This window comes from Acetobacter sp. DsW_059 (genome assembly GCF_002153695.1).
In the GTDB taxonomy this organism is placed as follows: Bacteria; Pseudomonadota; Alphaproteobacteria; order Acetobacterales; family Acetobacteraceae; genus Acetobacter; species Acetobacter thailandicus.
This window is the reverse complement of record NZ_JOPI01000019.1, coordinates 13,286-32,652: the sequence shown is the minus strand read 5'-3', so window position 1 is coordinate 32,652 and position 19,367 is coordinate 13,286. Positions and strand designations below refer to the sequence as shown.

The following is a 19,367-nucleotide window of genomic DNA, read 5'->3' as shown; positions in this document are numbered from 1 at the left end:
AACCAGCCTGAGGATTAAAGCGTTTCGTGTCTGTTTCAGCAGGGTCTTCCCATACCGATATTAAAACGACAGGGTGGATAGCGTATCTGCCGCCGTCACTGCGCCCTTATGCTTTGCTGGCACGGCTTGACCGCCCTGTTGGAACCTGGCTTTTGTTTTTGCCCGGTGTGTGGGGTATTCTTCTGCCGCAGCATGTCGGGTTGGGTGAGCGTGTGCGTCTCATCATATTGTTTGGCATTGGCAGTCTGGTTATGCGGGCTGCAGGCTGTGTCGTAAATGATATGTGGGACCGCGATATCGACCGTAAGGTTACGCGCACAGCAGGGCGGCCGCTGGCTTCAGGTGCGCTGAGCATGAAGCAGGCAGCAGTGTTTCTTGTGCTGTTACTGCTGGCAGGTCTTGGTGTTTTACTTCAGCTGAATCGCCTTTCATGGCTTCTTGGTGCTTCCTCTCTTATACTGGTCGCACTCTATCCGCTGGCTAAACGTTTTACCTGGTGGCCTCAGCTCGTTATGGGCTTTACCTTTGGATTTGGTGCGCCAATGGGATACGCCGCTGCCGCCGGGCAATTGTCCTGGGCGCAGGCGGCTCTTTATGCAGCGACAATCTTCTGGCAGCTTGGCTTTGATACAATTTATGGCTTCCAGGATATGGAAGATGATGCGCGTATTGGTGTAAAATCGACCTCACGTCTGTGGGTCAATAAAGCCCGCGGGTTTATCGTAACATGTTATGGTATCAGCGCAGTATTGCTTGCAGTTGCTGCAGTGTTGTCTCACACCGGCCCGGCATTCTGGCCGCTTGCTGTGCTGCCTGTGGCGCTTATGGTACGTCAGGGCTGGAGCGTAAGCCCGCATAATCCGGTTCTGTGTCTTGCACAGTTTCGGTTTAATCGTGAAATTGGTATTACTGTAGCGCTGGCACTGCTTGCAGGGGCGCTTTCAGCGTAAAATAACAGACTGATGTCTCAGGCTAAGATCAGCACCATAACCGGGATGAAGCATATACATATGAAACAGGTTCATTATCGCTTTTTATTGTCCCTCCTGATGCTGGCCGGCTGCGGAGCAGCTGGTGATGTAGCATATGCGCAGTCGCCGGTGGCTTCTTCCGTAAGAAGTAGCAGCGCAGGTGATGAGGTGCAGGCCGCTCCGCTGACAGCGGCAGACCGGGCCTGGCTCGCGCGTATAGAAAGCGTGATGAACAGCACCACAACATTTAAGGCGCATATGCAGCAGGTTGATGGTGAGGGGAAAATATCTTCAGGCACAATATGGGTTAAGCGTCCGGGACAGATGCGCCTGGCGTATGATCCGCCTTCTCCGATTCTGATGGTGGCAAATGACAATAAAATCGTTTTTCGGGATAATCAGCTCGATCAGACCACAGTGATCCCGGTTGAGCGTACTCCCCTTGGGTTATTGCTGGGCAGGCATATCAGTTTCTCTGATGGTGTGACGGTGACAGGTTTCCACGCAGAGGGAGGGCAGATCCAGGTGTCAGTCGTGCGCACCTCTTCTCCGCAGGATGGCAGCCTCACTCTGGTATTTAATGAAAAGCCGGTTTCTTTAAGTTCATGGAGTGTGCTCGATGCACAGGGGCACGAAACCCATGTCACATTATCAGATATGCAGAAAAACCTGCCTGTATCGTCTGATCTCTTCACACTTCCGGCTCAGCCGGAAGAGTAATTTTTATGATAGTTAAGGCACAGCTTTTGTCTGATGCACATCTTGTGTACAGGCAGGCAGGTGCAGGATAAGAGGATATGGCAGAGCAGAGCGCATCATCCATGCCGCAGGATTTATTTGGTCAGGCAGCTCCTGAGGCCGGGCCTTCGGTGTCAGCCGGGGTAGAGCGGTCGTCCGGCCGGTCTGCTCCTGCGCAGCCGCTGGCCGATCGCCTGCGCCCAAAAAGGCTGGAAGATGTGGTCGGGCAGGATCATCTGCTTGGAGCTGATGGCTCTCTTCGGGGTATGCTTGAACGTGGCTCTCTCTCCAGTCTTATTCTGTGGGGTGGTCCAGGTGTTGGTAAAACAACCATCGCGCGTTTGCTGGCGCAGGCAGGTGGTTTCAGGTTTATGCAGCTTTCTGCTGTTTTTTCAGGTGTCGCTGACCTTAAAAAAACATTTGAGCAGGCCCGGCATATAGCTGAGGGCGGGCGGAGCACGCTGCTCTTTGTCGATGAAATACATCGTTTTAACCGTGCTCAGCAGGACGGTTTTCTGCCCGTGGTTGAAGATGGCACTGTCGTGCTGGTCGGGGCGACCACTGAAAACCCTTCATTTGCGCTGAATTCAGCCCTGTTGTCGCGCTGTCAGGTCGTGGTTCTGAATCGCCTTGATGATGCTGCTATGGAGGCTCTGCTGTGTCGTGCTGAGGCAGAAATGCAGAGCGATCTGCCTGTCACGAAAGAGGCCAGGGCGACATTGCGGGCGATGGCTGATGGGGATGGCCGCTATCTGCTCAATATGGCAGAACAGCTTTTCAGTCTGAAAAAACCAGATGTGCCCTTTGATGCGCAGGGGCTGTCCAAGCTGCTGGCGCGCCGTGCTGTGCTCTATGACCGGGACAGAGAGGAGCATTATAATCTCATTTCTGCCCTGCATAAGTCGATGCGGGGCTCTGACCCCGATGCTGCGTTATACTGGTTTGCGCGTATGCTTGAGGGGGGAGAAGACCCGCGCTATATAGCCCGGCGTCTTACGCGTTTTGCTGCTGAGGATGTGGGTATGGCAGACCCTCATGCTCTGCCTCTGGCAATTGCGGCGTGGGAGACGTTTGAACGGCTTGGTTCACCCGAAGGGGAGCTTGCTCTGGCTCAGCTGGTGGTGCACCTGGCAACAGCAGCGAAGTCTAATGCTGTTTATAAAGCGTATAAGGCGGTGCGTCGTGCTGCCCGGGCAACAGGCAGCCTTATGCCGCCTGCGCATATTCTGAATGCGCCAACCCGTCTGATGAAAGATATCGGCTACGGAAAGGGTTATGAGTATGATCATGACACCGAAGAAGGTTTTTCCGGGCAGAATTATTTTCCGGATGGTATGAAGCGCGAGATTTTCTACCGGCCTACAGGTAAGGGGTACGAACGCGAGGTTCGGCACCGGCTTGAAACGTGGGCCTCTTTGCGGGAACGACGTCAGTCGTAAATATCGTCTCATGAGTGTTGTTATTCTTACTGTCAGCGAAGATGAGGCCGATATTCGCCTTGATCGCTATTTTCGTCGTCATTACCCGCATCTGACACAGGGGGCGCTGCAAAAGCTGTGCCGTACCGGGCAGATCAGGGTTGACGGTAAACGTGCCGAGGCATCAACGCGTTTGCAGCCCGGGCAGGCTGTGCGCGTGCCTCCCATTCCGGTCTCGTCGGCTGCACGGCCCGTACGTGATGAGCGCCCGCCGCTTGATGAGCGTCTGGTGCGCGAAATTAAAGGCATGGTGCTGTATCAGGATCAGCAGGTTATTGTGCTCAATAAGCCTGCGGGCCTCGCAGTCCAGGGCGGGCCAGGTATTACAAAGCATGTTGATATGATGCTTGATGGTCTGCGTGAGGGGGATGACCCGCGCCCGCGCCTGGTGCACCGTATTGACCGTGATACATCAGGAATCCTGCTGCTGGCCCGCTCGCCCGGTATTGCCGCAAAACTTGCGGCGGCCTTTCGCGGGCGTGATATTAAAAAAACATACTGGGCTGTTGTTGTCGGGCGGCCAGACCCGCAGGAGGGTGAGATCGACCAGCCTCTGGTCAGGCTGGGTATGGGGCCTAATGCGATTATGGTTGCTGCTGACCGTAAGGATAAAGAAGCGCAGTTTGCCCGCACAGTTTATAAAGTAGTGGATGCCGCAGCCCGTAAGTTCTCATGGCTTGAGATGTCACCGCTGACAGGGCGCACGCATCAGCTGCGCGTGCATTGTGAATCGCTGACCACGCCTATTATGGGTGATCCTAAATATGGGGGTGAAGCAGCACACGTTGATGGTTTTGCTGACCAGCTGCATTTGCATGCGCGTGAGCTGGATATTCCGCATCCTGCCGGTGGGCGTCTCGTGGTGAGTGCGGCTCTGCCTCCTCATATGCAGGAGACATTTCGCAGCCTTGGTTTTGTTGCTGGTCCAACGCCCGGCCCCTCCCGCCGGAGCCGGTAACTCACGCGCTACGGGAGAGCAGAAGAACAGACAGGAGAGAAAAATATGCGGCTGAAAACAAAACTGGGTCTGCTGGCTGGTGCAGCGATTGTCCTTGCCGGAGGCGGATGTGTTATCTCAGCAACGCAGGATGCGGGCTGGCTGCGTACGCGCATTGTCAGTGCTGTTGAGAAAAAAACAGGCCGCCACCTGACTATTGATCAGCTGCATGTCTGGCTGCTGCCATTTCCCTGGGTTGAGGCGCAGGGGGTGCATCTTTCAGATCCTGGAAGTGATGCGCACGATATGTTCAGCGCAGCTTCTGTACGTGTTCGGCTCTCCGTTTTACCGTTGTTTCAGCATCGTGTGGTGTTCAGCAATGTCAGCATCTCTCAGCCGCAGATTATGCTGCACCGTGATGAGGATGGTCAGTCTAACTGGCATTTTAATCCTCAGCAGAACACACCGGAAGAAGCGACGCCGGCGGCATCCGGCGGCAGAGTGAACTGGGATATCGTTGTTGCAAACCTGGAGCTGACCCAGGGGGACCTGCAATGGCAGGATGAGCTTAAACACCGGTCAGGTGAATTGCCTGTTGAAAAATTTGAGGCTGGTGCTCTCGATACTGATGCGCCATCTTTTCACTTAGATGCGCTGAAGAACAAAGGGAAACTCTCAGTTGATGGCCAGACCGGCCGTCTTTTCCCGCATCCTGCCACACAGATGCCGGTGCAGATAAAAGCCGCTTTTTCAGTTGATGGTCAGCCAGCAGGTCTGGCACATATTGACGGTACCCTGACGACGGGGGAGCCTGAGCAACGTGAATATGCACTGCGTTTTGGCGGGTCGCTGGGGCAGCTGCAGGCAGTGCAGGCTTTCTTCCCGCGTGCAGGTTTGCCGCATGCAGAGAATATTTCTGTGAACGGTATGATCGGCGGGAAGGCTGGTATTCCTCAGTTGCAGAATTTCCATATTCATACCGGTACATTTGACCTTCGTCCTTACAAAAAAGATGTTGTGCTGGAGCACCTCACTCTTGATGCGGCCCAGAGCGATTCTCCTGTTGCCCTTGATCTTGCCGGTACAGCGGAGGGCACTTCTCTGGGGCTGAAGGGAACAGTTGGTACGGCTGAGCAGATTATGACCTGGCTTCATGCCCCTGCTGAGAGCAGTATGCCTGTCAGTCTGACACTTACTGATTCTGATGCAGGTGTTCATTTTACAGGCGAACTGGGCGGACAACATTCAGCTTTTGATATTCAGGGGCAGCTGAAGCATCTGGCAACGGGGCCGTCTCAGCCTGTTTTTGACGGGCTGAGTGTCAAAGGTCATGTTGAAACGGATGAGACACTTGAGCTGACGAAGGTTCATAGTTTTGCAAATATTGTGCGCAACCTGACAGCACAGCTTGACGTGAGTGCTGCCCGCGTTGCGTGGGCGGGGCAAAGCTGGGAGGCGCTTTCTGCGCATGTCGTTAATAGTAATGGCCGCCTTGTTGCTGACCCCATTCAGGCCAGAGGCAGTGGCGTGCAGCAGTCAGCCCGTTTTGTTTATGATGTCACGCAGGAGATACCGGCTGCTGAGCTGAGTGCTCACCCGGTTGTGCTGCCTTTGCAGGTTGTGGATGCATGGATGGGGGTTCAGTCCTGGTTAAAGGGTGAAGCTTTTGTTGTTGGCACAGTTAGTGCGCGGGGGCGTGATATGTCTGCTTTGCGTCAGACAGCAGCCGGGCATGTCGGAATTTCAGTTGTCGATGGTAAGGTGGGGAGCAAAATCCTGTCTTCTCTGACGATGAATAAAATCCCGATGAAGCAGGAGGTCTCTGTACGTTGCTTTGGTACGCATATGCAGCTTGCTGACGGTGTGGCGACAATTGACCTGCTTGGGTTGCAAAGTCGTTTTCTGTCACTGCATGGTCATGGTACCGTTAACCTGAACACGACAGATCTCGACCTGCACCTTGCACCAACACTGATGCTGGCCGGGAATTCGGCTGAATCTGATGTGCTTGTCAGCGGCTCATCATACAATCCTGTTATTAAAATGGAGCCAAACAGCAGCGGCCGTTATGGGCTGACGATTGGTAAAAATGACGGAGAGGATGATAGCTGCCCTGCCTTGCTGTCTTCCGCACGGGAAGGTGAAGCCGGGCCGGAACCAGCTCCGCCAGCGAAAGAAAAAGGCGGAAAAGTAATGAACATGCTGCGTGGTCTGGGGCTGTTCCATTGAGTAACAATCAGCAAAATACACAGTCCGGAATGAAAAAACGTTTCTGGAAAGATGTTGATGTTGTGCCTCAGGATAACGGCTGGGTGATCCATCTTGACGGTCGCCCTCTCAGGCTGCCGGGCCGGACATTGCTGCATGTGTCCGCTCAGCCTCTGGCTGAGGCTCTGGCTGCGGAGTGGCGTCAGGCCGGGAAAGGGCCGGGTGAGCTGTTTCACGTTGATGAACTGCCCCTGACCGGCCTGTGTGGCACTATGACTGAGCGTGTGCCTGCTGAGCGTGAGGGGATGACAGAGGCTCTTCTGGCTTACGCGCATAGTGACCTGCTGTGCTACCGCGCAGATAACTGGTCGGAGCTTTCCCGTCTCCAGGAGGAGCAGTGGGGTAGGTGGCTGAGCTGGTGTGCCCGTACTTTTGGTGCCAGCCTTCAGGTAACGGAAGGGATTATGCCGATTACGCAGCCCCCTGAAGCCGTGAAAGCTTTAAGGGATGCTCTGGAGAGCATGACGCCTGCTGAACTTACAGTGCTTGCTGTTGCTGTGCCGGTGCTGGGGAGTCTTGTTCTGGGTCTGGCTGCATTAAAAAGTGACGAGGATGCAGAAGCTCTGGTGAAGTGTGCGATGCTTGATGAGCAAAGTCAGATGGAACGCTGGGGAGCAGATATCGCAATTACTGACCGCATGGCAGCAAAAGTTCGTGATGTTGCTGATGTGCTGAGGTTCAGAAGTCTGTTGTGTCAAAAATGAAGCAAACTTTTAAAAACCTGCCATGAATTTGCCTTTCCGGCTTCTTACATAAGAAATCAGGGCAGAAAATTGCCCTTCTTATCAGGTGACTGGCAAAGGGAGGTTTTTAACGGTGGTTTTTAATAAAAATGAGCGTTTCGTTCGTTTTTCTGCGAAATGCGCCATGGGCGCATGGCTTGCGCTGCCTCTTATTCCTGTTGCCGCTATTGTATATGCTATGGGATAACCTGTTCAGGCTTCATGTTTATATTTGTTCTGCTCTGATAGATATGTAAGTATGTTTTTGTAATCAGACAGAATATTAAAGAAAAGGCTTTGGGTTTCATGACATTCAAAAAAGGTTTTCTGGCAGTTCTTGCTGTTTCCGGTTTTGCTCTGGCTGCGCAGTCTGCCTCTGCTCAGGCATGCCCGCCTCCCATGATGCATCATGGCATGGGCCCTGGCCCGGGTCCTGATTTTTTCATGGGTGCTGATCTGACGAAAAAACAGCATAAGCAGATCGATGCTATTTTCAAAAAAGCACACAACCAGGAGGAAGGTGACCAGAGCCGTGAGGCTGAGCGTGATCTTCATACACAGATCCAGGACCTGCTGAGCCAGCCAGGTAAGCTTGATCGTGATAAAATTGCGTCATTGCAGCAGCAGCTGGCAACAATTCGTGCGCAGCGCGATATGCAGCATCTCGATGTGATGGAGCAGATCCATGATGTGCTGACCCCTGAGCAGCTGACACAAATCAAAGACCGCGAAACGAAAGAGCGCGCTCTGATGGATCAGCTTCACCAGCTGCGTCACCCTGACGTAACAAAATAATATATAGTTTTTCTTGACTTGTTCGGGGGGGTGGCTTAACCCCTCTGTTAAATCACAGGACCACCACTCCGCGAGTGTTCGCGCAGTGGTGGATTTTTGCATGGAGTAACAGGCCATTGTTCGAGGCTCTTTCAGGCAGGCTATCCGGAGTTTTTGACGGACTCGCCAAACGTGGTGCGCTGTCTGAGGCGGACGTTATAGAGGCAATGCGCGAAGTGCGTCTGGCTATGCTGGATGCAGACGTGGCGCTTCCTGTTGTTCGTGACTTTGTTAATAAAGTAAAAGAGCGGGCAGTCGGTGCCGAGGTGCTTGAGAGCATTTCTCCCGGTCAGGCTGTTGCGAAAATCGTTAACGATGCCCTGATTGATGCGCTTGGTGGTGCCGGTGCAGTTCCCCTCAACCTGAATGCTGTCCCGCCGGTTCCGGTGCTGATGGTAGGTTTGCAGGGGTCCGGTAAAACTACGACATCAGGTAAAATTGCTCTCTGGCTTAAAAACCGCGAGCGTAAAAAAGTTCTTCTGGCCTCGCTTGATACCCAGCGGCCAGCCGCGCAGCTTCAGCTTGAACAGCTGGCAAAGCAGGCGGCAGTACCGTCATTGTCAATTGTCCCTGGTCAGAGCCCTGTTGATATTGCGCGTCGCGCAATGGAAACAGCGCGCCTCGAAGGGTTTGATGTCGTTATTCTTGATACGGCTGGTCGCCTCTCCATCGATGAAGTGCTGATGGATGAAGTGCGTCAGGTGCGCGCGGTGACAAACCCGGCTGAAACATTGCTGGTTGTTGACGCCATGACCGGTCAGGATGCGGTGAATACAGCCAAAGCCTTTAACGAGGCAGTCGGTGTTACCGGTGTGGTCATGACCCGAATGGATGGTGACGCACGCGGTGGTGCAGCACTGTCGATGAAGGCAATTACCGGCGCACCGATTAAACTGACGGGCTCTGGTGAGAAGCTTGATGCTCTGGAAGAGTTCCATCCTGAGCGTGTTGCTGGTCGTATTCTTGGCCTTGGCGATATTGCCGGCCTGGTAGAAAAAGCGGCTGATACCCTCGATCATGAAGAGGGCGAACGCCTGGCCAAAAAAATGATGGCCGGTAAGTTCGATCTTGACGATTATGCCTCGCAAATTCGTCAGATCAGTAAAATGGGTTCCATTTCCGGCATCATGGGCATGCTGCCAGGTATGAACAAAGTTAAAGAAGCAATGGGTGATAAGGAGCTCGATACGAGCATTCTTAATAAACACCTTGCAATTATTTCCTCCATGACCAGAAAAGAGCGCAAAACGCCTGCTATTATCAAGGCGTCACGTAAAAAACGTATTGCTGCCGGGTCAGGGACGACAGTTCAGGATGTCAATAAGCTGCTCAAGCAGTTTGGAATGATGTCCGATATGATGAAGCGTTTTAGCAAGCTGGGCGTGAAAGGTCTTATGCGCCAGGGCTTATCTGCGCTCATGCCGAAAGGAATGGGGAATGGTCCACCTGGTGGTGGCGGTCGCCCCTTTCGCTGATCAGTTTGTTTTTGTCTGAATTTGTATAGATCTGGAGAAGTCTGAATGAGTCTTAAAATTCGCCTTGCTCGCGCTGGTGCAAAAAAACGTCCTTACTACCACATTGTAGTAGCTGACAGCCGTTCACCCCGCGATGGTCGCTTTATCGAGAAAGTTGGCGCTTACAACCCAATGCTGCCATCAGAGCACGCTGACCGCGTACGTCTGATTAACGAGCGCATCACGCACTGGCTGTCACAGGGTGCACAGCCAACTGACCGTGTTGCCCGTTTCCTGGGGCATGCTGGTCTGGCACCAAAACCAGCTTACGCTGAGCAGCCAAAACAGTCTGCGCCAAAGAAAAAAGCTCAGGCACGCGCTGAAGCTGCTGCTAAAGCTGCTGCAGCAGCCTGAGTCTGAAAACGAGCAAAGCAGATTATGCGTTCAGACCTCATATTAATTGGTGTTATAGGGAAAGCTCATGGTGTGCGCGGCCTTGTGCGTGTGCATAGCTATGCAGATGACCCTGCAACACTGGAGGAGTATGAGGCTCTTCAGGACGAGCAGGGGCGGTCATGGTCTTTGCGCTGGCGTGGTGCTGATGGTGTTGCGGAGCTGCGTGATGCACGCGGCAACCTGATATCTGATCGCACAGCAGCGCAGGCTCTGGTTAATACGCGCCTGTATGTCTCCCGGGATCTTTTGCCCGAGACTGAAGAGGAAGAGTTCTATCATTCAGATCTGATCGGAATGGAGGCCTGGGAAGGTACAGCTTCTCTCGGGCGTATCCTGATGGTTCATGATTACGGTGGTGGTGCCAGCCTGGAGATTGAAGGTGGTCTGATTATCCCTTTCACCCGTGCCTGTGTGCCTGAGGTTGACCTTGCCGCGCGAACAGTTCGTATTGTTCGCCCTGCTGAGGTTTCAGGCGAAGAAGGGCAGGGTGTTTCGGGACGGTCAGCGGAGCAGCAGGTATGACCTGGCAGGCTACGGTTATGACGCTTTTTCCTGAAGCGTTTCCGGGTGTGCTGGGTATCTCTCTTGCAGGTCGTGCGCTTGAGAACAAAACCTGGTCATGCAGCACATATGATTTACGTCAGTGTGGGCTTGGCCGGCACCGTGCGGTGGATGATACGCCGTTTGGTGGTGGTGCAGGTATGGTTATACGGGCAGATGTTGCTGATGCAGCTTTTTCGGCTGTTGACGCCCCGGCGGATGTTCCCCGGGTTTTTCTGACACCCAGAGGGACACCTCTGCGTCAGAAAGATGTTGTCCGTTATGCCGGTGCTCCGGGTGTTGTTCTGATGTGTGGCCGCTTTGAAGGTGTGGATGAGCGGGTGCTTGAAGCCCACAATGTGGAACAGGTCTCTGTCGGGGATTATGTTCTGTCGGGTGGAGAAGCAGCTGCTCAGGTCTTTCTGGATGCATGTGTGCGTTTGCTGCCTGGTGTGATGGGCAGCGACCAGAGCGGGGTTGAGGAAAGTTTTTCCGACGGTCTGCTGGAGTATCCGCATTATACACGTCCTGCTGAGTGGCAGGGGCGTAAAGTGCCGGATGTTCTGCTTTCTGGTAATCATGCTGCCATTGCTGCCTGGCGGCAGAAAAAGGCTGAAGAGACAACGCGGGAAAGAAGGCCGGACCTGTGGTCTGCCTGGCTGGCTCGCAGAGAAAAAAATGAGACTGCTGCCGGAATGTCCGGCCAGGCAGGCTAAACCGGGGTTTGAGGAAGGATTACGGAATATGAATATTATTCAGCAGTATGAAGCTGCCGAGATTGCACGTCTTACAGCAGCACGCCCTGTGCCAGAATTTGCAGCCGGTGACACGGTTCGCGTTTCTGTTCATGTTGTCGAAGGCGAGCGTAAGCGCGTTCAGGCATTCGAAGGTGTTGTGATTGCACGCTCTAACCGCGGGCTGAACAGCAACTTCACAGTGCGTAAAATTTCTAACGGTGAAGGCGTAGAGCGTATTTTCCCGCTTTATGGGCCCATCATTGCAGAAATTAAAGTTGTACGTCGTGGTAAAGTGCGTCGTGCAAAACTGTACTATCTGCGTGGCCGTAGCGGTAAGTCTGCTCGTATTGCAGAACGTCCCCGTGACGTGGTGGCACCTGCTGCTGCCAGCTGAAACAGACTGTAACCAGTCAGTTTCGTTGCATGAGAAAGCCCGGCCGCATTTTGCAGCCGGGTTTTTTTTATGGTCATATTAAAAAACTGACAGACAGCTCACATTCGCTTTTTTATCTCTGCTCTGTCTGTAGCCGGGACATAAAAAGGCACATATAAGAAACGAACGATAAGGCCGGTCAGGGCAGCTCGGGTGCTGCGGAAATAATCAGGCCGGTATACGAAAAGGGGAAGGACCATGGCGCCGCGTACGCTGTTCGACAAAATCTGGGATCATCATGTTGTCGAGACATTGCCCGATGGTACTTCTATTCTTTATATCGACCGCCACCTTGTGCATGAAGTGACCAGCCCTCAGGCATTTGAGGGCTTGCGTCTTGCCGGGCGCCGTTTGCGTCACCCTGAAAAAACGGTCGCTGTGGTTGACCATAACGTGCCTACTTCTGACCGTAGCCAGCCGATTGAAGAAGAAGACAGCCGTAATCAGATCGAAACGCTTGAACGTAATGTTAAAGAGTTCGGTGTTCCTTATTTTCCGCTGCTTTCTGCCAGTCAGGGCATTGTGCATGTTGTTGGCCCCGAGCAGGGCATTTCTCTGCCTGGTATGACTATTGTCTGTGGTGATTCTCACACTTCCACCCATGGTGCTATGGGTTCGCTTGCTTTTGGTATTGGTACGTCAGAAGTTGAGCATGTAATGGCAACGCAGACTATTTTGCAGCGTCCGGCCAGAAATATGCGTGTGACGGTTGAAGGCACACCAGGTAACGGCGTTTCGGCTAAAGATATTATGCTTGCGATTATCGGGCATATCGGCACAGCAGGTGGCACGGGTCACGTTATTGAATTTGCCGGTTCAGCCATCCGTGGTCTTGATATGGCTGGTCGTATGACGATCTGTAATATGTCGATTGAGGCCGGCGCACGTGCAGGCATGGTTGCTCCTGACGATGTGACATTTGAGTATGTCAGAAACCGTCCGTTTGCTCCTAAAGGTGATGATTTCGACAAGGCTGTTGCATACTGGCGCACGCTTGCCTCTGACGAAGGTGCGCATTTTGACAAAGAAATAACGCTGCGCGCTGAGGATATCGCACCGTCCCTGACATGGGGTACCAGCCCTGAAACGGTTGTTTCTATTACCGGCACAGTGCCGGACCCTGAGCAGGAAACAGATGAGGCTGTGAAAGTGCAGCGTCGTCGTATGCTTGAGTATATGGGGCTCGAAGCAGGGCAGACTATAGCTGGTGTGCCTGTCGATGTTGTCTTTATTGGTTCATGTACTAACAGCCGTATTGAAGATTTGCGTGCCGTTGCTCATGTCGCTGCCGGCCGTAAGGTGGCAGAGGGTGTTCGTGCCATGATTGTGCCCGGGTCAGGTCTGGTGAAACAGCAGGCTGAGCAGGAAGGGCTGGATAAAATTTTCCTTGATGCAGGGTTTGAATGGCGTGAGGCTGGCTGCTCAATGTGCCTGGGCATGAACCCTGACCGCCTGACACCGCAGCAGCGTTGTGCTTCAACCTCGAACCGTAATTTTGAAGGACGTCAGGGTCCGGCTGGTCGTACACATCTGCTCTCGCCGGCTATGGCAGCAGCAGCAGCTGTGACCGGATGCCTGACTGATGTGAGGGAGCTGATCTGATGGAAAAATTTACATCCTTATCCGCAGTAGCAGCAGCACTGCCTGAAGCTAATATCGACACCGATAAAATTATTCCTGCCCGCTTTCTTAAAACAACAAAGCGTACCGGGCTTGGTAAACATGCCTTTGACAGCATGCGCTATCATCCTGATGGTACAGAAAACCCTGACTTTGTTCTCAATCAGCTGCCATGGCGTCATGCAGAAATTCTGATAACGCATGATAACCTTGGCTGTGGCTCTTCACGTGAACATGCGCCCTGGGCCCTGCTTGATTTCGGTATTCGCTGTGTTATTGCGCCATCTTTTGCGGATATCTTTTTCAATAACTGCTTTAAAAATGGCATCTTGCCGATATGCCTGCCGCGTGAGCTGTGCGACGCCCTGATGGAAGATGCCCGTATGGGCAGCAACGCCCGTCTGACTGTTGATTTGCCACGTCAGGTTGTTATTCGCCCGGATGGTAAAGAAATTCCGTTTGAGATCGACCCGTTCCGTAAACACATGCTGATTGAGGGCCTTGATGATATTGGCCAGACTCTTTTGCATGAAAAGCGTATCGACACCTATGAAGAGCAGGTTGCTCACGACCGCCCCTGGGTTCCCACAATTTCTATAGACTGACTTACTGACTGGAGAAGTTCATGACTGCTCAATCACCTAAAAAGCTTCTTGTGCTGCCTGGTGACGGAATTGGCCCCGAAGTGATGCAGGAAGTGCGCCACATCATGACGTGGCTTGAACAGAAGCGCGGTCTTTCTTTCGAGGTGTCAGAAGACCTGGTTGGGGGGGCATCACTTGAGAAATATGGTGTGCCGATCCGTGATGAGGTGATTGAGAAAGCATGGGCCGCTGATGCAGTTCTGTTCGGCTCAGTTGGTGACCCGCGCTGGGCTCATGTCGGGTTTGAAAAGCGGCCTGAACTGGCTATTCTTAAACTGCGTCAGGAGCTGGCTTTATTTGCTAACCTGCGTCCGGCTCAGGTGTTTGACGCGCTGGTTGATGCCAGCACGCTCCGCCCTGAAGTTGTGCAGGGTCTCGACATCATGATTGTACGTGAAAGTGTCGGCGGTATTTATTTTGGCAGCCCGCGCGGTATCGAGACTTTGCCTGATGGCAGTAAAAAAGGCATCAATACAGAAGTTTATACAACATCTGAAATTGAGCGTGTTGCCCGTGTTGCTTTTGATCTGGCACGGAAACGTCAGGGTCGTGTCTGCTCAGTTGAGAAATGCAACGTGATGGAAAGCGGTCTTTTGTGGAAAGAGGTTGTAACCGAATTGCATGCCCGCGAATATCAGGACGTTGAGCTGTCTCATATGCTGGCTGATAACTGTGCTATGCAGCTGGTCAGAAATCCGCGCCAGTTTGATGTGATTGTCACGGGTAATCTGTTTGGTGATCTGTTGTCAGACCTTGCTTCTATGCTGACAGGCAGCCTGGGGATGTTGCCATCAGCGACACTGGGTGTTGCTGATAAAAGCGGGAAGTTCCCGGCGCTTTATGAGCCTATTCATGGCAGTGCGCCAGATATTGCAGGCAAAGGTATTGCCAACCCGCTTGCACAAATTTTGTCTTTTGCCATGCTGCTGCGTTATTCACTTAACCTTCAGGATGCTGCGCAGGAGATCGAAAATGCAGTCTCCGCTGTTCTGGCCAGTGGCCTGCGTACGGCTGATATCGCTGGTGCCGGGCAGAAAGCTGTGAGTACATCAGAAATGGGTAAAGCTATTATTGAAGCCCTTAATGCTGCGGCCTGATAAAATCTAACGTGTTTGATAAAGCTGGCTTTTGAAAATATTCATTATTTCAGAAGTCAGCTTTTTTATTTAAAATGAATTTTAAAATTTCCGTCCTTGTGACGTTAAACGCAGAGCAGACATAGTTATTGCAATCATTCTGCTGCTGTTACATTCTTCTTTTGCATATAAGGGCTTTATTGCCGGTGTAGAGAAAAGGGTGTTCTATGAATTTAAGAGGTTGGTTGCTGGCATCTGCCGTGTCTGTTCTGGCGGTTGCCGCTACTGTGCCATGCAGCGCTGCGACACAGGCTGTAAATAAGCAAAATAACACAGCTTTTCTGAGTGATATTCACGGTGCTAAAGCTCTTGAGTGGGTCAGGGCACAGAATAACAAAACGACCAGTGAGCTTGAAAAAGATAAACGCTATCAGGAGTTTTACGATAAAACACTGAGTGTTTTACAGGCACCAGACAGATTGCCTTCTCCTGATTTTTTTGCCGGTGGTATCTGGAATTTCTGGCAGGATGCGCAGCACCCCCACGGTATATGGCGGGCGGCTACACTTGAGTCTTATTTGTCTTCTGACCCGTCATGGCAGACAAAAATTGATTTTGATGCGCTCTCAAAGCAGGACCATAAAAACTGGGTTTTTCAGGGAACCAGCTGTCTTAACCCGGCAGATGAGAAATGTCTGATTGCGCTGTCAGATGGTGGTGAAGATGCCGTAACGCTGCGCGAGTTTAATACAAAGACAGGTCAGTTTGTTAAAGAGAATGGTTTTGAATTTTCCCGTTCAAAACAGAATGCAACCTGGCTTGATGATAATACTATTCTGCTTGCACGTGACTGGGACGGAAAAGGAACAGACCTGACAGCGTCAGGCTATCCATTTGTGGTTAAAAAGGTTGAGCGGGGGCAGTCTCCGGCACAGGCGCAGGAGGTTTATCGGGGCCAGCCTTCTGATATCAGCGTTGAAACACTTGCTCTGACAGATGGCCAGGGGCACCGCCTGGTGCTTGTTTCTCGTCGGGTGACTTTCTTTGAAGTGCGTTTTGCTGTGCTTGACGGTAATACGCTGCACTGGCTGAGCATACCAGAAAAGGCTGACGTGCAGGGGCTGCTGAATGGTCGTCTGATCTTCTCTGTGAATGAAGACTGGAAGCGCGAAGGTCTTCCAACTATACCTGCCGGCAGTGTGGTCTCTGTTGACCCGGAGAATACCGTTCAGAGCGCCGAAATTGTTTTTACCCCATCAGCCACTCAGGCTGTTGAGGATATCGGTGTTACTAAAAATGCTGTTCTGATCAGCTTCCTTGATAATGTGCGCGGTCGCGCTGCCCGATTCAAAAGTGCCGGCGCCGGTAAACCATGGCAGAGTGAACAGCTTAACCTGCCAGATATGGCTTCGGTGCATGTTGCTGCGACCAGCACGCAGTCAGATGAAGCCTTTGTGAGTGTGGAAAGCTATATTAAGCCACGCGAACTCTGGCTTGTGCAGGGAGATGAAAAGCCACGCCAGGTGAAAGCAGCGCCCGCCCGGTTTAATGCGAGTGACCTTGAAACAGAGCAGTTGTGGGCAACATCGACAGATGGTGTGAAAGTGCCGTATTTCATTGTTCATCGTCGTAACATGCCAATGAATGGCCAAAACCCGACATTAATGACGGCTTATGGTGGTTTCCAGGTTTCTTACACGCCTGTTTATGCACCCGAAACGGGCCTGCTATGGCTTGAACGTGGTGGTGTTTATGTCGTTGCCAATATTCGTGGCGGTGGTGAGTTCGGGCCAAAATGGCACGAGGTGGCACGTAAATCAGGGCGGATGAAAGCCTATGATGATTTTGCGGCCGTTGGTAAAGATCTCATCCACCGGGGCATTACATCAACAGAACATCTTGGTATTCGTGGCCGCTCTAATGGCGGCCTGCTGGCCGGAGCTGAAATGGTGCAGCATCCTGATTTATGGAAAGCTGTGATCATTGGTGTGCCGCTGCTCGATATGGAGCATTTTGAAACCATGTCAGCCGGTGCTTCATGGGTTGGGGAATATGGTTCTATGTCAGTGCCATCGGAAGCAGAGTTTTTGCGTAAAATTTCTCCGTTGCAGTCACTGAGAGCTGATGTGACCTATCCGGTGCCCTTTATTTTTACCTCGACCAGTGATGATCGTGTTGGCCCGGTACATGCTCGTCGTTTCGCTGAGAAGCTACAGAGTATGGGTAAAAAGTTTTATTATTATGAAGATATTCAGGGCGGGCACTCGGGCACAGTAAATGCGCCTGAAGTTGCGCAGGAGCGTGCGCTTGAATTTGTTTATCTGTCTCAGTTTCTGATGGATCAGCCGTAAATTTTATTTCCCCCTCTTTCCTCCGTTTCGGAGGGAGAGGGGTTTTACCGCTTATAAAGGCAGTTTCCATGAAAGCTTGACCTTTTGCATGGGAATATCTGTTTTAAGACTGCGTACGCCTTTAATCCGAGCCAGATATTCTGACTGAAAATGCCTGTAAGCCTCAAGACTTTTAACAAGAACACGCAGCAGAAAATCACAGTCTCCCGCCATTAAGTGACATTCAACGACCTCAGGTGAGGCCTGAATGACTTTTACAAAGTGGCTGACAGTATCTTCATCCTGCGCATCAAGCCAGACGCGGACAAACACCGTGGTCGTAAATCCCATTTTTACGGGGTTTAGCAGAGCAACATACTCATCAATTATACCGGCTTCTTCAAGCTGGCGCACACGGCGCAGGCAGGGGGTTGGGGTTAAACCAATTTCCCGGGCCAGCTCGATATTGCTGATACGCCCGTTACGTTGCAGGGCGACTAAAATTCGTCTGTCTATCTCATCGGGAGAGTATGGCATATTATGCTCTTTATAAAAGAATTAAGAGTTTAATATTCTAATTTAAGAAGATTTATAAGTATTTTTTGAAAGCACATTTTACGTCTTTATCGCTACATTCGGCTGCTTTTATTTTATGGTGATGAGTGTGAATACATGTGCTGATGATGCCCCCCCGGGAGCCGCATCTGAGTTCTGGCGGGCTGTGCGTACTTCGTTCCCGGTTGCAATGAGTTTTATTCCCTTTGGGCTGGTGCTTGGCGCGCAGGCTCGTATGCAACATCTGTCATCCTGGCAGGTGCCGGTGATGACGGGTCTTAATTTTGGTGGTGGTTCAGAGTTTGCGGCGGTCGGGTTATGGACATCCCCACCGCATATACTGCTTATTGTGAGTGTAACATTTCTGATTAACAGCCGGCATTTGCTTATGGGGGCTGTTTTTGCGCCTTATCTGAACAAATTATCACGGTTTAAGGCCCTGGTTTGTCTATTTTTTATGTGTGATGAAGCCTGGGCACTGAGTCTGTCAGACTGTAAAAAAAGAGGTTTTAGTCTGCCATATTATACTGGTGTGGCTGGCATGCTTTATTTTAACTGGGTGTTATCAACCTTTGCGGGGGCTCTCCTTGGGCCGGTTTTGGGTGATGTTACACGCTACGGGTTTGATATGGCGTTTCCGGCTGTATTTTTTGTATTGCTGAAGGGTATGTGGAAAGGCCTGCTGTTTTCAGGTCTGCCCTGGGTCGTTAGCCTTGCTGTGGCGATAACAGCTTATTTGTATCTTCCAAAAGGCTGGTATGTACCATGTGGTGCACTTGCTGGTTTAACTCTGGCATGGTGGCAGGCACGGGCATGATTATTCTGACAATAATATTCATGGCACTGGCAACATACAGCACGCGTATCGGAGGGTATCTTATTCTGAGCCGTTACCCTGTTTCACGACGTGTGGCGCGTATGATGGAGGTTGCTCCGGGGTGTATTCTTATTTCGGTACTGGCGCCTGATTTTGCATCAGGGCGAGTGGCTGATCTGCTGGCTCTTGGCGTCACCATGCTGGCAGCCTTAAGGTTCTCCCTGTTTTATACGGTGCTGATCGGTATAGGGTCAGCCTGGCTTCTCAGGGCCTGGGTTCCTGTTTAGTCAGGGGGGGGGCAGGCACAAAAAAACCGGGCTTCCTGAGGGAAGGCCCGGCTTTGCGCTGTAATCTGTGCGGAGGCTTAGAAGCCTTCACGCTCCAGACGCTTACGCTCCATCTTGCGTGCACGACGTACAGCTTCGGCAGACTCACGAGCTTTGCGCTCTGATGGCTTTTCGAAGTGACGACGAAGTTTCATTTCGCGGAAAATGCCTTCGCGCTGCATTTTCTTCTTGAGGGCTTTAAGAGCCTGGTCGACATTATTATCGCGGACGAGAACGTGCACTTGGTGACTAACCCCTGTTTCAAAAAACCCGGTTTTTCCGGCTTTAGTGTGTATAAATAAAAGAAGGCAGACGCAGGACGTCACGCCGATTCCTGATACTGGCAGACCGTATAGCATGGGCTTGTGTAAAAATACAAATCGTTCTTTCTTCTTAATCATATTCATTTAAAAAATATTTTCCGGTGGGAG

Annotated in this window: 20 protein-coding genes; 18 read left to right on the top strand and 2 right to left on the bottom strand. The window is 51.9% G+C overall.

Annotation, left to right across the window (positions count from 1 at the left end; genetic code table 11):
- Positions 1 to 26 precede the first annotated feature (26 nt).
- The 16 genes from ubiA (at position 27) to HK25_RS05210 (ending at position 17,259) form a co-directional block, all read left to right on the top strand.
- A complete protein-coding gene (gene ubiA / locus HK25_RS05285) occupies positions 27 to 950 on the top strand; it encodes a 4-hydroxybenzoate octaprenyltransferase (protein WP_086635544.1) in 924 nt (307 codons plus the stop codon).
- Between the two features lie 60 nt (positions 951 to 1,010).
- Complete coding sequence (locus HK25_RS05280) at positions 1,011 to 1,691, top strand: outer membrane lipoprotein carrier protein LolA (protein ID WP_233127706.1); 681 nt, start codon at positions 1,011 to 1,013, stop codon at positions 1,689 to 1,691.
- Between the two features lie 77 nt (positions 1,692 to 1,768).
- Positions 1,769 to 3,148 carry a replication-associated recombination protein A gene (locus tag HK25_RS05275; RefSeq protein WP_198943243.1) on the top strand — a complete coding sequence of 460 codons (1,380 nt, stop codon included), beginning with the start codon at positions 1,769 to 1,771 and terminating at the stop codon, positions 3,146 to 3,148.
- A 10-nt stretch (positions 3,149 to 3,158) separates the two neighbouring features.
- Entirely contained in the window at positions 3,159 to 4,145 is a 987-nt protein-coding gene (locus tag HK25_RS05270) for an RluA family pseudouridine synthase (RefSeq protein WP_086635543.1), read from the top strand.
- A 45-nt stretch (positions 4,146 to 4,190) separates the two neighbouring features.
- A complete protein-coding gene (locus tag HK25_RS05265; protein WP_086635542.1) occupies positions 4,191 to 6,353 on the top strand; it encodes an AsmA family protein in 2,163 nt (720 codons plus the stop codon).
- Positions 6,354 to 6,382: 29 nt separating this feature from the next.
- Positions 6,383 to 7,096, top strand: coding sequence for an ATP12 family chaperone protein (locus tag HK25_RS05260; RefSeq protein ID WP_086554942.1), 714 nt, complete (start codon positions 6,383 to 6,385; stop codon positions 7,094 to 7,096).
- 324 nt (positions 7,097 to 7,420) lie between these two features.
- Positions 7,421 to 7,909, top strand: coding sequence for a Spy/CpxP family protein refolding chaperone (locus HK25_RS05255; protein WP_086635541.1), 489 nt, complete (start codon positions 7,421 to 7,423; stop codon positions 7,907 to 7,909).
- A 116-nt stretch (positions 7,910 to 8,025) separates the two neighbouring features.
- The gene (ffh, locus tag HK25_RS05250; RefSeq protein ID WP_086555041.1) at positions 8,026 to 9,423 is read left to right on the top strand and encodes a signal recognition particle protein; all 1,398 of its coding nucleotides are present in this window, start codon (positions 8,026 to 8,028) and stop codon (positions 9,421 to 9,423) included.
- Positions 9,424 to 9,468: 45 nt separating this feature from the next.
- Positions 9,469 to 9,816 carry a 30S ribosomal protein S16 gene (gene rpsP, locus HK25_RS05245; RefSeq protein ID WP_086554944.1) on the top strand — a complete coding sequence of 116 codons (348 nt, stop codon included), beginning with the start codon at positions 9,469 to 9,471 and terminating at the stop codon, positions 9,814 to 9,816.
- A 24-nt stretch (positions 9,817 to 9,840) separates the two neighbouring features.
- Entirely contained in the window at positions 9,841 to 10,380 is a 540-nt protein-coding gene (rimM, locus tag HK25_RS05240; protein ID WP_086635540.1) for a ribosome maturation factor RimM, read from the top strand.
- Complete coding sequence (trmD, locus tag HK25_RS05235; RefSeq protein WP_086554946.1) at positions 10,377 to 11,114, top strand: tRNA (guanosine(37)-N1)-methyltransferase TrmD; 738 nt, start codon at positions 10,377 to 10,379, stop codon at positions 11,112 to 11,114. The genes rimM and trmD overlap by 4 nt, the downstream gene beginning before the upstream one ends.
- A 28-nt stretch (positions 11,115 to 11,142) precedes the next feature.
- Positions 11,143 to 11,529 carry a 50S ribosomal protein L19 gene (gene rplS / locus HK25_RS05230; RefSeq protein ID WP_086554947.1) on the top strand — a complete coding sequence of 129 codons (387 nt, stop codon included), beginning with the start codon at positions 11,143 to 11,145 and terminating at the stop codon, positions 11,527 to 11,529.
- Between the two features lie 237 nt (positions 11,530 to 11,766).
- Positions 11,767 to 13,170 (top strand): 3-isopropylmalate dehydratase large subunit, encoded by a 1,404-nt coding sequence (leuC, locus tag HK25_RS05225; protein WP_086554949.1) that lies wholly within the window; start codon positions 11,767 to 11,769, stop codon positions 13,168 to 13,170.
- Complete coding sequence (gene leuD / locus HK25_RS05220) at positions 13,170 to 13,793, top strand: 3-isopropylmalate dehydratase small subunit (RefSeq protein ID WP_086554950.1); 624 nt, start codon at positions 13,170 to 13,172, stop codon at positions 13,791 to 13,793. The genes leuC and leuD overlap by 1 nt, the downstream gene beginning before the upstream one ends.
- Before the next feature lie 20 nt (positions 13,794 to 13,813).
- Complete coding sequence (gene leuB, locus HK25_RS05215; RefSeq protein ID WP_086635539.1) at positions 13,814 to 14,929, top strand: 3-isopropylmalate dehydrogenase; 1,116 nt, start codon at positions 13,814 to 13,816, stop codon at positions 14,927 to 14,929.
- A gap of 206 nt (positions 14,930 to 15,135) precedes the next feature.
- Positions 15,136 to 17,259 (top strand): prolyl oligopeptidase family protein, encoded by a 2,124-nt coding sequence (locus HK25_RS05210; protein WP_086635538.1) that lies wholly within the window; start codon positions 15,136 to 15,138, stop codon positions 17,257 to 17,259.
- Positions 17,260 to 17,310: 51 nt separating this feature from the next.
- Here the strand turns inward: HK25_RS05210 and HK25_RS05205 are convergent, their stop codons facing one another.
- A complete protein-coding gene (locus HK25_RS05205; RefSeq protein ID WP_086635537.1) occupies positions 17,311 to 17,775 on the bottom strand; it encodes an Lrp/AsnC family transcriptional regulator in 465 nt (154 codons plus the stop codon).
- A 127-nt stretch (positions 17,776 to 17,902) separates the two neighbouring features.
- On the opposite strand from HK25_RS05205, the gene HK25_RS05200 reads away from it, so the two are divergent.
- The gene (locus HK25_RS05200) at positions 17,903 to 18,610 is read left to right on the top strand and encodes an AzlC family ABC transporter permease (RefSeq protein ID WP_198945949.1); all 708 of its coding nucleotides are present in this window, start codon (positions 17,903 to 17,905) and stop codon (positions 18,608 to 18,610) included.
- Positions 18,589 to 18,897: an AzlD family protein gene (locus HK25_RS05195; protein ID WP_198945948.1), complete on the top strand. Its 309-nt coding sequence runs from the start codon at positions 18,589 to 18,591 to the stop codon at positions 18,895 to 18,897. Before HK25_RS05200 ends, HK25_RS05195 begins: the two co-directional genes overlap by 22 nt.
- A gap of 77 nt (positions 18,898 to 18,974) precedes the next feature.
- Here HK25_RS05195 and rpsU read toward each other — a convergent pair whose 3' ends face one another.
- Complete coding sequence (rpsU, locus tag HK25_RS05190) at positions 18,975 to 19,178, bottom strand: 30S ribosomal protein S21 (protein ID WP_006557524.1); 204 nt, start codon at positions 19,176 to 19,178, stop codon at positions 18,975 to 18,977.
- Positions 19,179 to 19,367 lie beyond the last annotated feature (189 nt).